Raw genomic sequence first — 13,459 nt, 5'->3', positions numbered from 1 at the left:
CGGCAGGCTGTCGGGGTGAGCAGACTGCAGCGGCGGATCACCGAGGCGGCCGAGGCCGCGCTCGCCCAGCGTGGGTTCGTCACCGTGATCGACGTGCTGACGGGCCTGCGCTGGCTGCGCGCCGGTCAGGTGGACACCTGGCGGCAGGGCGGGGCCGCCACGCTTGAGGAGCTGACCGCGGTCGACGGCGCCCGGATGACCGAGGCGGCCCTCCTGCTCAGGCGCTGGGCGCTCGAACGGGGGCTGACCGAGGGCGAGAGCGCCTACCTGTCGAGCGGCAGGGACCGGGGTGAGCTGCGTTTCCTGGCCGGGGGCGAGGAGTCGGTCTTCCGTGTCCACTGGGTCTCCCCCGACATGAGCGAGGCCAGGAGGAAGCGGCTGGCCGAACGGCAGACCAAGGCCCCCGACCTGGTCGCGGTCGAGCCCCAGCGGGAGTGGAGGTGCGCGGGCTGCGGCGGGACGGGGCCGTACCTCATCATGGAGGGCACCGAGCCGTACTGCCTGACCTGCGCCGATCTGGACCACCTGGTCCTGCTGCCCGCGGGGAACGCGGCGCTGAGCCGCAGGGCGAAGAAGGAGAGCGGGCTGGCCGCCCTGGTGGTCAGGTTCAACCAACGGCGCAAACGGTACGAACGCCTCGGCATCCTGGTCGAGGAGTCCGCGCTCGCGCTGGCCGAGGAGCAGTGCCTGGCCGACGAGGAGGTACGGCTGCGCCGTCGCGAGCGTGACCGGGAACGGCGCGCGGGCGAGGACGTGGAGTTCCAGGCGCGGATGGCCGCGGAGATCGTCAGGCTGTTCCCCGGCTGTCCGCCCGAGCGGGCCGAGGAGATCGCCCGGCACGCCGGTCAGCGGGGCAGCGGCCGGGTCGGCCGTACCGCGGCGGCCAGGGTCCTCGACGAGAACGCCGTCACGCTGGCCGTGATCGCCTCGGTGCGGCACCTGGACACCGACTACGACCGGCTGCTGATGTCCGGGATCCCCCGGGTCGAGGCCAGGGAGCGCATCAGGAGCGGCATCGACCGGGTGCTCGCCCGCTGGCGGAGCGAGATTGTCGGTGCCGCTGGTCACAATGGGCGCCATGGACAGCTGGCGTGAGGTGCGGGAGAGGATGCGCGGGTTCGCGCTGAGCCTTCCCGAGGCGTACGAGGACCACCCCTGGGGTGAGAGCGTCGTCAAGGTCAACAAGAAGATCTTCGTCTTCCTCGGCGTCGAGGAGCCGACCGACAGGTGGAGCCCGCACGTGGGCGTCAAGCTCCCCGAGTCGAACGGCCACGCCCTGTCCCTCGACGGCGCCAAGCCCTCGGGCTACGGCCTCGGCAGGGCGGGGTGGGTGACGATCCCGCTGACGGGCCCGCTGCCGGAGACCGAGGTGCTGCTCGACTGGGTCGAGGAGAGCTACCGGGCCGTGGCGCCCAAGCGGCTCGTCGCCACGCTGGACGCCTCGTCTCCCGGTGACGTGCCGGGCTGAGGGCTCCCTCAGTTGATGATGCCTCCGCTTCCTCCGCTCCCGCCGGGCCTCCTGTTGTCGTTGAGGTCGTCGTTCAGGATGCCGCCGGGGATGCGTTCGGGGTTCTGACGGTGGTGGCGGTGACACTTGCCGTGTTTGCAGGGCTTCACGTTCTCTGTGACGCTCGGCGCGTCCACCTGGGCCGCCTGGGCCGGTGTCATGACGGGCACGGCAAGGGCGCAGGCCCCCATCGCACCGGCCGCGAGAGCGTTCCTGATCCTGGTCATCATGGATGACTCCACGTGAATCTCAGACGGAACGCCGTGCCGCCACCGAGATGACGGCACGGCGTCGAACCGGAGACTTCCACGGTATGACCGCGAGGCCCCGGAGGCACCCCAGAGAGCCCCAAGGCCTCAGGCCCCTCGGATTACCATTCAGCCACTAAAAGCGATTACGCCAACACATTTAGCGACAGATCATCTTTCATCCCCTGACTCTACCGAGTCCCACGGGGCAGGAGAATGTCCGCGAACCGCAATGGGCCGACAACTTCGCGAGCAATGTGACCACTGACGGAAGAACGCCACCGCCACCTGCCTAGACGCCTTTCACCCGGCCTTTCCCTTTTAAAGAGACTTCACGACGGCGTGGCGTCACACGACAACCATTGGCAACTGTAAGCATCCTTATCGTTACGTTGAGTCAACCAACGTAACGGGCACAGGCCGTATTTCGGCCAGATGGTTGGTCGCGGCCACGGGCCGCGTTCCGGAGAGAACGGTATCTTCCTATGTTCACGCCCATTCCCCGCACGGATGCCGTCGTAGCCCGCGCCAGGACCAGGTCCAGGGGGCTGACGACGGCGATTCTGGCCGGGTCCGCCTCCCTCGCGCTCGCTGCCTCCGTGTGCACGACCGTCACCGCGCCCGCCGCCCTCGGCAGCCAGGGTGACTCGGTCGCCGTCCCGAACCCGACGCCGACCATCCCCACGCTCAAGGAAGAGGCCCGCCGCAAGTGCAGGCCCCACAACTTCTTCAGGTTCCACCACTTCAAGCCGATCAACTTCTTCCTCCCCAGGACCCGCTTCATCGACGGCCCCGGCGGCACGATCACGGCGAGCGTCAGGCGGCAGTACCGCGTGTACTTCGAGGTGGAGATCGAGCGCGAGAAGCAGAGCGAGATCAAGCACGACATCGACCGCAACGCCCTGCACGAGGGAATCCTGCGCAGGCTGCGCAACAACGTCAACCCGCTGCTCGCCGAGGAGCACGTCGTCGAGGCGGGCCACCTGTACGCCAGGGACGTCACCCCCGGCAAGTACGGCAACCTCTGGTACCGCGTGTTCGGCTACCGGGTCGGCTGGTCGACCTGGAAGCAGCTTGAGGACTGCAGCGTCAACCACATCGCCACCGGCATCGCCAACGTTCCCGCCCGGGTCGAGGGCTGGCGCTACTGGGAGACCGACCACCCGATGTACCGCGGCCGCAAGCTGTCCGAGAAGTAGGACGCGGGCCGTACGGCGACGCCCGGGTGACCACCGTGCCAGGTCACCCGGGCGTCGCCGTACGCCCGTGAGGACAGAGGGGTCAGCGGCCGAGGAAGCGTACGGCGTTGCCGCCGAGCAGCCGCGCCCGCGCCTCCTCGGTCAGGAACCCGGCACCCCTGATCAGCGAGCCGACCGGCGTCTCCCCCAACGGGTAGGGGAAGTCGGAGCCGAGCATGACCCGCTCCTGCCCCATGGTGTCCACCAGCAGCCGCAGCGCCCGCTCGTCGAAGACCACCGAGTCGACGCTGAAGCGCTCCAGATAGGCCGAGGGCGGCAGCAGCGAGGTCCCGACCACGTCGTTGCGGCGGTGCCAGGCGTTCTCGAAGCGGCCGAGCCAGAAGGCGAACGAGCCGCCGCCGTGCGCGAAGCAGATCCGCAGGCTGTCGGGGACCCTGTCGAAGACGCCGCCCAGGATGAGGGCGAGCACCGACAGGTGGGTCTCCGCCGGCATGCCGACCAGCCACTGGGCCATCCAGCGCCGCAGCCGGGGGCTGTCGGCCATGTCCCACGGGTGGACGAAGACCGGCGCGCCGACGGCCGCGCAGTGCTGGAGGAACTGGACGATCCCCGCGTCGTCGAGGTCGAGGTCACCGACGTGGTTGCCGATCTCGACGCCCGCGTGCCCCGCCGCCAGGCACCGGTCCAGCTCCGCGCAGGCCAGGTCGGGGTCCTGCAACGGCACCTGGCAGAACGGCACGAGCCGCTCGGAGTCGCAGATCTCCAGGGCCAGGTCGTTGAGGATCCGCGCCACCCCGGCCGCCTGCGCCGCCGGGCGCTCGTAGGAGAAGAAGACCGGCGTCGGGGAGACGACCTGGACGTCGATCCCGTCGGCGTCCATCCGGTCGAGACGGACCCGGGGGTTCCAGCAGTCGTCCTGGATCCTGCGGAACTCCCGGTCGCCGAGCAGGATCATGGCCTCCCGCTCCGACTCGACCCTGAGCCTGGGCGCCTGCGGCCAGCCCAGGTCGGGCCAGCCCCGGGGGACGTGGTGGGTGTGGACGTCGATGATCAACGGCTATCCCTTGCCCGGGTGGAGGGCGCCGCAGCCGCCGCAGGTACGGGCCTTCTCGTCGTCGTAGAACGCCTGGAAGATCGGCGGCAGGTCGGACACGATGTCACGGACCTGGAGCTCGACCTCGTGTACGACGGCGTTGCAGTCCTGGCAGTACCACCGGAACTTCTCCAGCACGCCCTCGGGCCTGATCCGCTCGACCAGGAAGCCGACCGACCCCTCCTCGGGGCGCTGCGGCGAGTGCGGCAGGTTCGGCGGGAGCAGCCACATCTGGCCCTCCTTGACGTGCACGGTCTCCGGCCCGTCCTCTGTCATGACGTTGATGTGCATGTTGCCGCGGACCTGGTAGAACAGCTCCTCGTACGGGTCGACATGGAAGTCGGTCCGCGCGTTCGGGCCGCCGACGACCATGACGATGAGGTCGTTCGCCCCCTCGAAGATCACCTTGTTGCCCACCGGGGGCTTGAGCAGGTGGGCGTGCTCGTCGATCCACTTGGTGAAGTCGATGGGCGGAATCACTGGCTCTCCTCCTTGTAGGCGACTGCCTGGATCTCGATCAGAAGATGGGGGTGGGGCAGCTGGTGGACCGCGACCGTCGTCCTGGTCGGTCCGGTCTCGTCGAAGTACTCCGCGTAGACCGCGTTGTAGCCGCCGAAGTCGTTCATGTTCACCAGGTAGGCGGTCACCTGGACCAGGTCGGAGAGGTCGGCTCCCACGGCCTGGAGGATGTCACGGATGTTCTCGATCACCGCCCTGGTCTGCTCGGCGATGTCGAGGCTGACCGTGCCGAACTCGTCGGCCCGTGCCCCGGCGATCGTGTTGTCCGGCCTGCGGGAGCTGGTCCCGGACACGTAGATGAGGTCACCGGCCCGCTTGACGTGCGGGAACCTGCCACGCGGCGTGGCCTTCCCGCCGACGACCACACCCTCGCTCACGGCGCCTCCCCGTTCACGGCGCCCGCGGCGGTGAAGGAGACCGACCCCAGGTGCTGGGCCTGCACCCTGACGTGCGCGCCCGCCGGGAGCGGCTCGGCCGGGGTCGCGGCGCCCGCCAGCAGGATCCAGCCGGGCTCGATGACCACCCCGGCCTGTACGGCCAGCCGCGCGGCCTCGACCACGGCCCTGCGCGGGTCGCCGAGGATGGCTCCGGTCGATCCGGCCTGGACGACCCGGCCGTCGATCTCCAGCAGCACGCCGAGGTTCCACAGCGCCGGGTCGTACGGCCGCCACGGGCCGACGACGTAGCCCGCGGCCGAGGTGTTGTCGGCGATCACGTCGGGCAGCGAGAAGCGGAAGTTCTCGTAGCGGGAGTCGATGATCTCGATGCCGGGCGCCATGGCCACCACGGCACCGGGGGCGAGGGCGTCGGCGACGGTGGCGATGCGCCTGCCGACGAGGTAGACGACCTCCGGCTCGATACGTGGGTGGATATAGCCGGAAATATCAGCGCTTGAGCCGTCCAGGACCGCCGACGACTCCGGCACCCTGCCGAAGATCACGTCGTGCACGCCCATCTGGCGGCGCTTGCCCTCGCTGGTGAAGCCCAGCTTCACCCCGGCCAGCCGGTCGCCCCGGTCCAGGCGCAGCCGCAGCAACTCCTCCTGCACCCGGTAGGCGGTCGCCACGTCGTAGTCCTGCTCCGGCTGCCGTACGGCGCGAGCCGTACGGGCGGCCTCGTCGAGCACCGCGGCGAGCTTGTGGATGTCGGTCACGCGTTCTCCTTCGCGCGCGCCAGGTCCAGCGCGATGTCCACGATCATGTCCTCCTGGCCGCCGACCATCCGCCGCCTGCCCGCCTCCGTCAGGATGGCCCGGGTGTCGATCCCGTAGCGCTCGGAGGCCGCCTCCGCGTGACGCAGGAAGCTGGAGTAGACCCCGGCGTAGCCGAGCGTCAGCGTCTCCCTGTCCACCCGGACCGGCCGGTCCTGCAACGGCCTGATCAGGTCGTCGGCCGCGTCCATCAGGGCGTTGAGGTCACAGCCGTGCTCCCAGCCCATCAGGTCGGCCACCGCGACGAACACCTCGATCGGGCAGTTGCCCGCGCCCGCGCCCATCCCGGCCAGGGAGGCGTCGACCCGGAAGGTGCCGTTCTCCACGGCGACGACCGAGTTGGCCACGCCGAGGCCCAGGTTGTGGTGGGCGTGGACGCCGATCTCCGTCGCCTCGTCGAGCACCTCGCGGTAGGCCCTGACCCGGTCACGCACCCCGTCCATGGTCAGCCCGCCGCCGGAGTCGGTCACGTAGACGCAGTGCGCGCCGTACGACTCCATGAGCTTGGCCTGCCTGGCCAGCTCCTCCGGCGGCGCCATGTGGGACATCATCAGGAACCCGGCCACGTCCATGCCAAGTTCACGGGCGGTGGCGATGTGCTGGGCGGAGATGTCGGCCTCGGTGCAGTGGGTGGCGACCCTGACCGAGGTCACCCCGAGCGCGTGGGCCCGCCTGAGGTCGTGGATGGTGCCGATCCCGGGCAGCAGCAGGGTCGTCAGCTTCGCCTGCCGTACGGCTCCCGCGACCGCCTCGATCCACTCGTCGTCGGTGTGCGCGCCCGCGCCGTAGTTGAAGCTGCCCCCGGCGAGGCCGTCGCCGTGGGCGACCTCGATGGCCGCGACGCCCGCGGCGTCCAGCGCGGCGGCGATCTGAGCCGCCTGCTCCGTGCTGTAACGGTGCCTGATGGCGTGCATGCCGTCCCGCAGCGTCACGTCCTGGACGTAGAGCCTCATGCGCCCACCTCCGCCAGCCGCTCGGCGGTGCGCAACGCGGCCGAGGTCATGATGTCCAGATTGCCCGCGTACGCGGGAAGGTAGTGGGCGGCCCCCTCGACTTCGAGGAAGACGCTCACCTTGACGCCGCCGGAGCGCTCCCCGGTCGGCAGCGGCTCACCCGCCGGGACGCGCTCGAACTGCACGTCCTGCTTGAGCCGGTAACCGGGCACATACCCGGCGACCCGCTCGACCATCTCCCGTACGGCCGGCTCGACCTCGGCCTCGTCACAGTCGTCGACGAGGCAGTAGACCGTGTCCCGCATGATCAACGGCGGTTCCGCCGGGTTGAGGATGATGATCGCCTTGCCCCGCGCGGCCCCGCCGACCTGCTCGATCGCCCGTGAGGTCGTCTCGGTGAACTCGTCGATGTTGGCGCGGGTTCCGGGGCCGGCCGACCTGGAGGAGATCGAGGCGACGATCTCGGCGTACCGCACCGGGACCCGTGAGGCCACCGCCGCCACGATCGGGATCGTCGCCTGGCCGCCGCAGGTCACCATGTTGAGGTTGCGCTCGCCGAGGTGGGCGTCCAGGTTCACCGGAGGCACCACGTACGGCCCGATCGCGGCCGGGGTCAGGTCGATGACCCGCTTGCCGTGCTCGCGCAGCACCCGGTCGTTGTGCACGTGCGCCCCGGCCGAGGTCGCGTCCAGGACGATGTCCACCTCGTCGAAGCCGGGCAGCTTGACCAGGCCCTCGACACCCTCGTGGGTGGTGGCCACCCCGCGCCGCCTGGCGCGGGCCAGACCGTCGGATTCGGGGTCGATGCCCGCCATCGCGACGACCTCCACCCGCCTGGACAGCAGCGCCTTGAACATCAGGTCGGTGCCGATGTTGCCCGACCCGATGATCGCGATCTTCACCGGCCCACCCGTGGTCACCGTCGTCATGAGAACACCGCCCTTACCGAACCGACGCCGTCGATGTGCGCCTCGAACACGTCCCCGGCCTTGACGGGCACCATCGGCCCGAGCGCGCCGGTCAGCACCACGTCCCCGGCCAGCAGCGGGAAGTCCTTGCCGCCGAGCGCGTCGGCCAGCCACACGGCCGCGTTGAGCGGGTGCCCCAGGCAGGCCGCGCCTGCGCCGGTCGAGGCCTCCTGGCCGTTCCTCGTCATGGTCATCCCGGCCAGCCTCAGGTCGAGACCGCGCAGGTCGACCGGGGTGTTGCCGAGCACGAACGCCCCGCTTGAGGCGTTGTCGGCGATGGTGTCCACCAGCGAGATGTCCCACCCGGCGATCCGGCTGTCCACGATCTCGATGGCCGGGAGCACGAAGTCGACCGCCCTGATGACGTCCGCGACCGTGAACGGCCCGCCGACCAGGTCGCTCTTGAGGACGACCGCGATCTCCGCCTCGGCCTTCGGCTGCAGGAACCGGGAGGCGGGCACGGGCAGCCCGTCCAGGCAGGCCATGTCGGCGAAGAGCATCCCGAAGTCGGGCTGGTCGACGCCCAGCTGCCGCTGGACCACGGTCGAGGTCAGGCCGATCTTCCGCCCGACCAGCCGCCGCCCCTCGTGCAGCGCCCTCCTGGTGTTGATCTCCTGTACGGCGTAGCCGACCTCGGCCGTACCGCTCGGCAGCGTCTGCCGTACCGGGGGACACGGCTTGCCGTGGCGCGCCGCGTCGAGCAGCTGGTCGGCCGCCTCGGCGAGCGCGTCGGTCGCCTCGCTCCACTCACTCATGTTCCGGCTCCAGCTTGATCGTGATCGTGGTGGGTTCCGAGTAGAAGTCCAGGGAGTCGGTGCCGCCCTCCCTGCCGATGCCCGACAGCTTCACCCCGCCGAACGGGGTGCGCAGGTCGCGCAGGTACCAGGTGTTGACCCACACCAGGCCCGCCTCAAGGGACTGGGCGACCCGGTGCGCCCGGCTGAGCCGCGAGGTCCACACCGTCGCGGCCAGGCCGTACTCGCTGTCGTTGGCCAGTGCGATCGCCTCGGCCTCGGTGTCGAACGGCGTGACGTGACAGACGGGGCCGAAGATCTCCTCCCGGTTCACCCTGGAGGTCGGCGGCAGACCGGTCAGCACGGTCGGTTCGACGTAGTACCCCCCGTCCCGTTCGTCGCCGAAGCGCGGCACGCCGCCGCCCGCCCTGAACTCGGCGCCCTCCTTCTCGGCGAGCCGGTAGTAGGTCAGCACCTTGTCCCGGTGCTCGGCGGAGATCATCGGCATCATCGTGGTGTCCTCGTCCTCGGGACGCCCGAACCGCAGCTCCCCGGCCCGCTTGGCCAGGCGCGTGACGAACTCCTCGAAGATCGGCCGCTCGACGTAGAGCCGCTCGGTGCACAGGCAGACCTGCCCGCCGTTGGTGAACACCGAACGCACACTGCCCTCGACGGCCGCGTCCAGATCGACGTCCGCGAAGACCAGCCCGGCGTTCTTGCCGCCCAGCTCGAACGAGACCGGCTTGACCCGGTCCGCCACGCCCTTCATGATCGTCGATCCGGTACGGCTCTCGCCGGTGAAGGTGACCGCGTCCACCCCCGGGTGCTCCACGAGGAACTGGCCGGTCGAGCCACCGCCGAAGCCGTGCACCACGTTCAGGACACCCGGCGGCAGACCGACCTCGGCGGCGATGTCGGCGAGCACGGCCATCGAGCCCGGCGTGTGCTCCGACGGCTTGACCACGATGGTGTTGCCTGCGACGAGCGAGGGGCCGATCTTCCAGGTCGCCAGCAGGAACGGCAGGTTCCACGGCACGACCACCGCGACCACACCGAGCGGCCTGCGCACCGTGTAGCTCAGCACGTCCTTCAGATGGAAGGCCTCGTCGGGGCGCTGGGCGGCGATCTCGGCGAAGGAACGGAAGTTGGCCGCGCCACGCGGGATGTCCAGCGTACGGGTCTGTGTGATCGACTTACCGGTGTCCGCGATCTCCGCGGCGACGAGCTCCTCGAACCTGGCCTCGATCGCGTCGGCGAGGCGGCGCATCCATCCGGCCCGCTCCGCGATCGGCAGCGCCGCCCAGCCGGGCTGTGCCGCGCGGGCGGCGGCGACCGCCTTGTCGACGACGGCCCGGTCCGCCTCGTGGACCAGGCGGACCACCCCGCCGGTCACGGGGTCGTGCGTCTCGAACGTCGCCCCCTCGGCGACCTGTACCCCACCGATGAAGTGGGTCACCTGGTCAGACAAGTCTTCTCCTCACGAAAGGACCACACCTGGTCACTACGTACGGGTATAGGCGCGGGGACTCCGTTGAGCAAGAATGAGTTCCGTGAAACGGAACACCGACCGGCTCTCGATGCTGGAGAAGTCCTGGCTCGTGCTCGACGCGTTCCGCCCCACGGGAGGCCCGCTGCGGCTCACCGAGGTCGCGGCGCGCTGCCATCTCCCCAAGACCACCGCCTTCCGGCTGCTCACCGAGCTGACCGAGATCGGGGCGGTCACCCGCCGGGACGACGGCTACTACCTCGGCCGCCGGCTGTTCGAACTCGGTAGCATCGTGCCCCTCGAACGCGACCTGAGACACGCCGCGCTGCCCTTCATGCACGACCTGTACGAGGCCACCCACGAGACCGTGCACCTGGGGGTGCGCGACGGCCTCGACGTGGTCTACGTCGAGAAGATCCGCGGCCAGGAGTCCTTCGCCCTGCCCTCACGTGTCGGCGGCCGTCTCCCGCTGACCTGCACCGGCATCGGCAAGGCGCTGCTGGCCTACTCGGGGCCCGGCCTCATCGAGGAGGTCCTCGGCCGTCCTCTGCGCCGCCTGACCCCGCACTCGATCGTGGACCCCAAGCGGCTTGAGGAGGCACTCGGCCAGATCCAGGCGGCGGGCCTGGCCTACGAGCGTGAGGAGTCCCAGCTCGGCGGCGCCTGCATCGCGGCCCCGGTCTTCGGCGACGGCGTGGCGGTCGCCGCCCTGTCGGTCTCCGTCCCCCTGGCCCGCTTCCAGCCCACCCGCCTGGCCCCCGCCGTGAAAGCCGCCGCCCTCGGAATCTCCCGAGCCCTGACCCGGGGCATCTGAACCGTCCCAGAAAATCCTGGACATCGGAACGGCTCCGAGTTGAGATCATGTGCGCGTGCGGATCGTTTTCTCTACCCTGACCTCGGAGGAGGTGGCACCCTGACGATGCCGAACGCCGGCGAGAAAGCCGGTCTGATCAACGACTTTCGTTATGTCACCCCCATCTATTCCAAAGTCCAGGCCGCCGACCTGATCGGTGTTCCCCGCCAGACGTTCCGCAACTGGGCGGTCGGATACGCCTACAAGCGCATCAACGCGCCGATCATGGTGGCTGAGGCGATGGTGACCACGGCGGGCACACACGGTTCGACCGTGCCGTTCGTCGGTCTGGCCGAGGCATACATGCTGGCCGCCTTCCGCAGTGCCAAGGTTCCGATGCAACGCATCAGGCCCGCGATTCGGTGGCTGGAGGACAACATCGGTCTGGAACAGGCCTTGGCGAGCGAGCGGCTGATGACCGACGGCGCCGAGGTCCTCTGGGACTTCAAGGAACGCACCAGCGACCCCGCGGAAAGAGAGGCCGTGGACGGACTGGTCGTGGTCCGCAGCGGCCAGCAGGTCTTCCGCCCCGTCGTACGCGACTACCTGCGGCGTGTCTCCTACCAGGACGGATGGATGAAGGTGATCCGCCTTCCCGGGTACGAGGAGGTCGATGTGACCGTCGATCCCTGGATCAACGGAGGGCAGCCGACCCTGGCTCGCCGGGGGGTCCGACTGGCCGACGTCCTCAGCCGCCTGCGGGCCGGAGAGGGCAGCCGCGACGTCGCCGAGGATTACGACCTGCGGTTGGAAGAGGTCGAGGCGCTCCTCCCTCAGGTCGCGTGAGGCCAGGAGATGGCCGATGAGATCCGGGCGTCGGGACTGACCTTCTTCCTTGACCGGGGACTGGGCTCGCGCATCGTGCCCAACGCGCTCCGCGACGCCGATGGGTCGTGGAGACCATGGACGAGCGCTATGGCAAGGACGAGTCCCAGCGGATCGCCGACACACAGTGGATCGAGGAGGCGACGATCCGCGGGGACATCCTGATCTGCAAGGACCTCGCAATCACCCACAACGCCGTCAAAGCTCGCGTGATCTACATGAGTGGTGCTCGCGTCTTTGCCCTCGCCAAGGCCAACGTGGTCGGTAAGGAGATGGCTGAGCTACTTCTCTCCAACGAGGAACGGATCGTCGAGGCCGCGAAACGGGTGACCGAGCCGTTCGTCTTCGCCGTCAGTCACAACGGCCTGCGCAGGACTCGTATCCGCTACCCGGCGGCCGACCAGACCCCGTGACGAACTCCCCCGGGGGAGATGCGGTTCACTGGGCTGAGGTGTCGGATGGCTCAGGAGGATCGTGTGGAGACCCGTGTTGAGAAGGTGGCCGTGGCGGACGGGTCCTTCGATCTGCATCTGTGGGTGCCCGAGGGCGGTCATGGCCCGGTCGTCCTGCTGATCCAGGAGATCTACGGGGTCGGGCCCTACATCAGGGGGGTCGCCGAGGAACTCGCGGGGCTGGGGTACGTGGTCGGCGCGCCGGACCTGTTCTGGCGGATCCAGCCCGGCTGGGTCTCCGCCCACGACGAGGCCGGGACCGCGGAGTCGATACGGGTCGGCGCCCGGTTCGACGTCCCCCGGGGGGTCGCGGACGCGGCGGCGGCACTGTCCCTGCTGCGCGAACTGCCCGAGGCGGACGGCCGTGCCGGGATCGTCGGGTTCTGCCTGGGCGGCTCGGTGGCCTACCTGTTGGCCGCCTCCCTGGAGACGGACGCGCGGACGGACGCGGTGCTGTCGTTCTACGGCTCCGCCGTACCGGACGTGACGGGGTTGATGGAGCGGATCACCTGCCCGTTGCTGCTCGTCTTCGGCGGCTCCGACCCCTACATCTCCCGTGACCGGGTCGCCCTGGTCGAACGGGCCGCGGCGGAGCGGCCGAACGTGGAGGTCCATGTGGCGGAACGGGCCGGGCACGCCTTCCTCAACCACGAGGCCCCGCAGTTCCACGATCCGCAGGAGGCACCCGCCGTCTGGGCGCTCGCCCTGGACTTCCTCGGCCGCCACTTGCGCTGAGCCGGGCCTTACCTGAAGGTCATCTTCCTGTACCCCGGCATCATTACCCCATGCGACAGGTCTGGGCTTTATGGGGAAATGTCATCGTCGTGAGCGCCCTGGCGGTCCCGCTCGCCCTGCTCGCCGTCCGCCTCCTGGCCCGCCGCCGCGCCCGTGACGGCCACCCCCACCCCACCCGTACGGCCGCCGCCGACGTCGCCATGGTGGCCGGGACCGTCCCCTGGATCTGGATGATCCTCACCCCGCGACCGGCCTTGAGCACCGTCAGCCTGGTCCCGCTCCGCGACCTCGCCGAGCTGTTCGACAGCCCGGCCGTCACCGTGTTCGTGCAGGTCGGAGGCAATCTCCTGGTCTTCGCCGCACTCGGCGCCCTGCTGCCGACGCGCGTGGCGCGCCTGGCCTCCCTCGCCCGGATCGCCGCCGTGGCCGCCTGCGCGTCGTGCACGGTCGAACTCCTCCAGTACGGCCTGCGCCTGGGCCGGGTGAGTTCCGTCGACGACGTACTGGTCAACACGGCGGGCGCCGTACTGGCCGCGATGGTCACGCGGAGGTGGTGGGCGTCACGGACGGCGGCCGAGACGGGTGTCCGGTAACGGACCGGGTAATTCCCGTCATTCGTCACACGGGTACGATCCGCTCAAAAGAAGCACGGGACCATCGTCTGCATCTGTGCGATC

The 13,459-nt window shown here is 69.7% G+C and carries 17 protein-coding genes; 8 read left to right on the top strand and 9 right to left on the bottom strand.

Annotated elements, in window-relative coordinates:
• Positions 1–15 precede the first annotated feature (15 nt).
• Positions 16–1,095 (top strand): DUF2293 domain-containing protein, encoded by a 1,080-nt coding sequence (locus tag ACIBVQ_RS29145; protein ID WP_399181333.1) that lies wholly within the window; start codon positions 16–18, stop codon positions 1,093–1,095.
• Positions 1,079–1,468, top strand: coding sequence for an MmcQ/YjbR family DNA-binding protein (locus ACIBVQ_RS29140; protein ID WP_399181331.1), 390 nt, complete (start codon positions 1,079–1,081; stop codon positions 1,466–1,468). The genes ACIBVQ_RS29145 and ACIBVQ_RS29140 overlap by 17 nt, the downstream gene beginning before the upstream one ends.
• 8 nt (positions 1,469–1,476) lie before the next feature.
• Here ACIBVQ_RS29140 and ACIBVQ_RS29135 read toward each other — a convergent pair whose 3' ends face one another.
• The gene (locus ACIBVQ_RS29135) at positions 1,477–1,737 is read right to left on the bottom strand and encodes a hypothetical protein (protein ID WP_399181328.1); all 261 of its coding nucleotides are present in this window, start codon (positions 1,735–1,737) and stop codon (positions 1,477–1,479) included.
• A gap of 503 nt (positions 1,738–2,240) precedes the next feature.
• On the opposite strand from ACIBVQ_RS29135, the gene ACIBVQ_RS29130 reads away from it, so the two are divergent.
• The gene (locus ACIBVQ_RS29130) at positions 2,241–2,954 is read left to right on the top strand and encodes a hypothetical protein (protein WP_352014069.1); all 714 of its coding nucleotides are present in this window, start codon (positions 2,241–2,243) and stop codon (positions 2,952–2,954) included.
• An 82-nt stretch (positions 2,955–3,036) separates the two neighbouring features.
• On the opposite strand, the gene ACIBVQ_RS29125 is transcribed toward ACIBVQ_RS29130, so the two are convergent.
• The 8 genes from ACIBVQ_RS29125 to ACIBVQ_RS29090 are packed head-to-tail and all read right to left on the bottom strand — an operon-like array spanning position 3,037 to position 9,899.
• Positions 3,037–4,008: an amidohydrolase family protein gene (locus ACIBVQ_RS29125; protein WP_352014070.1), complete on the bottom strand. Its 972-nt coding sequence runs from the start codon at positions 4,006–4,008 to the stop codon at positions 3,037–3,039.
• Between the two features lie 3 nt (positions 4,009–4,011).
• Positions 4,012–4,527 carry a 3-hydroxyanthranilate 3,4-dioxygenase gene (locus ACIBVQ_RS29120; RefSeq protein ID WP_352014071.1) on the bottom strand — a complete coding sequence of 172 codons (516 nt, stop codon included), beginning with the start codon at positions 4,525–4,527 and terminating at the stop codon, positions 4,012–4,014.
• On the bottom strand, positions 4,524–4,943 hold the full coding sequence (locus ACIBVQ_RS29115; protein WP_352014072.1) for a RidA family protein: 420 nt from the start codon (positions 4,941–4,943) through the stop codon (positions 4,524–4,526). Before ACIBVQ_RS29115 ends, ACIBVQ_RS29120 begins: the two co-directional genes overlap by 4 nt.
• Positions 4,940–5,719 carry a 2-keto-4-pentenoate hydratase gene (locus ACIBVQ_RS29110; RefSeq protein WP_399181325.1) on the bottom strand — a complete coding sequence of 260 codons (780 nt, stop codon included), beginning with the start codon at positions 5,717–5,719 and terminating at the stop codon, positions 4,940–4,942. The genes ACIBVQ_RS29115 and ACIBVQ_RS29110 overlap by 4 nt, the downstream gene beginning before the upstream one ends.
• Positions 5,716–6,729 carry a 4-hydroxy-2-oxovalerate aldolase gene (gene dmpG, locus ACIBVQ_RS29105; protein WP_399181323.1) on the bottom strand — a complete coding sequence of 338 codons (1,014 nt, stop codon included), beginning with the start codon at positions 6,727–6,729 and terminating at the stop codon, positions 5,716–5,718. Before dmpG ends, ACIBVQ_RS29110 begins: the two co-directional genes overlap by 4 nt.
• On the bottom strand, positions 6,726–7,658 hold the full coding sequence (locus ACIBVQ_RS29100) for an acetaldehyde dehydrogenase (acetylating) (RefSeq protein WP_399181321.1): 933 nt from the start codon (positions 7,656–7,658) through the stop codon (positions 6,726–6,728). The genes dmpG and ACIBVQ_RS29100 overlap by 4 nt, the downstream gene beginning before the upstream one ends.
• Positions 7,655–8,452: a 2-keto-4-pentenoate hydratase gene (locus ACIBVQ_RS29095; protein ID WP_399181319.1), complete on the bottom strand. Its 798-nt coding sequence runs from the start codon at positions 8,450–8,452 to the stop codon at positions 7,655–7,657. Before ACIBVQ_RS29095 ends, ACIBVQ_RS29100 begins: the two co-directional genes overlap by 4 nt.
• A complete protein-coding gene (locus ACIBVQ_RS29090) occupies positions 8,445–9,899 on the bottom strand; it encodes a 2-hydroxymuconic semialdehyde dehydrogenase (RefSeq protein WP_352014077.1) in 1,455 nt (484 codons plus the stop codon). Before ACIBVQ_RS29090 ends, ACIBVQ_RS29095 begins: the two co-directional genes overlap by 8 nt.
• Positions 9,900–9,972: 73 nt before the next feature.
• Here ACIBVQ_RS29090 and ACIBVQ_RS29085 point away from each other — a divergent pair, with 73 nt between their 5' ends.
• The 5 genes from ACIBVQ_RS29085 (at position 9,973) to ACIBVQ_RS29065 (ending at position 13,375) form a co-directional block, all read left to right on the top strand.
• Complete coding sequence (locus tag ACIBVQ_RS29085) at positions 9,973–10,731, top strand: IclR family transcriptional regulator (RefSeq protein ID WP_352014078.1); 759 nt, start codon at positions 9,973–9,975, stop codon at positions 10,729–10,731.
• Between the two features lie 105 nt (positions 10,732–10,836).
• Entirely contained in the window at positions 10,837–11,556 is a 720-nt protein-coding gene (locus ACIBVQ_RS29080; RefSeq protein ID WP_362911402.1) for a DUF433 domain-containing protein, read from the top strand.
• A gap of 116 nt (positions 11,557–11,672) precedes the next feature.
• A complete protein-coding gene (locus ACIBVQ_RS29075; RefSeq protein WP_399181316.1) occupies positions 11,673–12,008 on the top strand; it encodes a hypothetical protein in 336 nt (111 codons plus the stop codon).
• A 63-nt stretch (positions 12,009–12,071) separates the two neighbouring features.
• Positions 12,072–12,782 (top strand): dienelactone hydrolase family protein, encoded by a 711-nt coding sequence (locus ACIBVQ_RS29070; protein ID WP_399181314.1) that lies wholly within the window; start codon positions 12,072–12,074, stop codon positions 12,780–12,782.
• A gap of 50 nt (positions 12,783–12,832) precedes the next feature.
• Entirely contained in the window at positions 12,833–13,375 is a 543-nt protein-coding gene (locus tag ACIBVQ_RS29065; RefSeq protein WP_399181312.1) for a VanZ family protein, read from the top strand.
• The last annotated feature ends 84 nt before the right edge of the window (positions 13,376–13,459 follow it).

The sequence above is a fragment of the Streptosporangium sp. NPDC049376 genome (genome assembly GCF_044466505.1).
Classification (GTDB): domain Bacteria; phylum Actinomycetota; class Actinomycetes; order Streptosporangiales; family Streptosporangiaceae; genus Streptosporangium.
Note: the sequence above shows the minus strand (reverse complement) of the source record. Positions and strands in the feature narration are given on the sequence as shown.

What these genes read in the sequence shown, in the direction of transcription:
- ACIBVQ_RS29140 (WP_399181331.1), top strand. Translation starts at nt 1,079, where the DNA reads ATGGACAGCTGGCGTGAGGTGCGGGAGAGGATGCGCGGGTTCGCGCTG.
- dmpG (WP_399181323.1), bottom strand. Translation starts at nt 6,729, where the DNA reads ATGAGGCTCTACGTCCAGGACGTGACGCTGCGGGACGGCATGCACGCC.
- ACIBVQ_RS29130 (WP_352014069.1), top strand. Translation starts at nt 2,241, where the DNA reads ATGTTCACGCCCATTCCCCGCACGGATGCCGTCGTAGCCCGCGCCAGG.
- ACIBVQ_RS29135 (WP_399181328.1), bottom strand. Translation starts at nt 1,737, where the DNA reads ATGATGACCAGGATCAGGAACGCTCTCGCGGCCGGTGCGATGGGGGCC.
- ACIBVQ_RS29095 (WP_399181319.1), bottom strand. Translation starts at nt 8,452, where the DNA reads ATGAGTGAGTGGAGCGAGGCGACCGACGCGCTCGCCGAGGCGGCCGAC.
- ACIBVQ_RS29075 (WP_399181316.1), top strand. Translation starts at nt 11,673, where the DNA reads ATGGACGAGCGCTATGGCAAGGACGAGTCCCAGCGGATCGCCGACACA.
- ACIBVQ_RS29100 (WP_399181321.1), bottom strand. Translation starts at nt 7,658, where the DNA reads ATGACGACGGTGACCACGGGTGGGCCGGTGAAGATCGCGATCATCGGG.
- ACIBVQ_RS29080 (WP_362911402.1), top strand. Translation starts at nt 10,837, where the DNA reads ATGCCGAACGCCGGCGAGAAAGCCGGTCTGATCAACGACTTTCGTTAT.
- ACIBVQ_RS29085 (WP_352014078.1), top strand. Translation starts at nt 9,973, where the DNA reads ATGAGTTCCGTGAAACGGAACACCGACCGGCTCTCGATGCTGGAGAAG.
- ACIBVQ_RS29065 (WP_399181312.1), top strand. Translation starts at nt 12,833, where the DNA reads ATGCGACAGGTCTGGGCTTTATGGGGAAATGTCATCGTCGTGAGCGCC.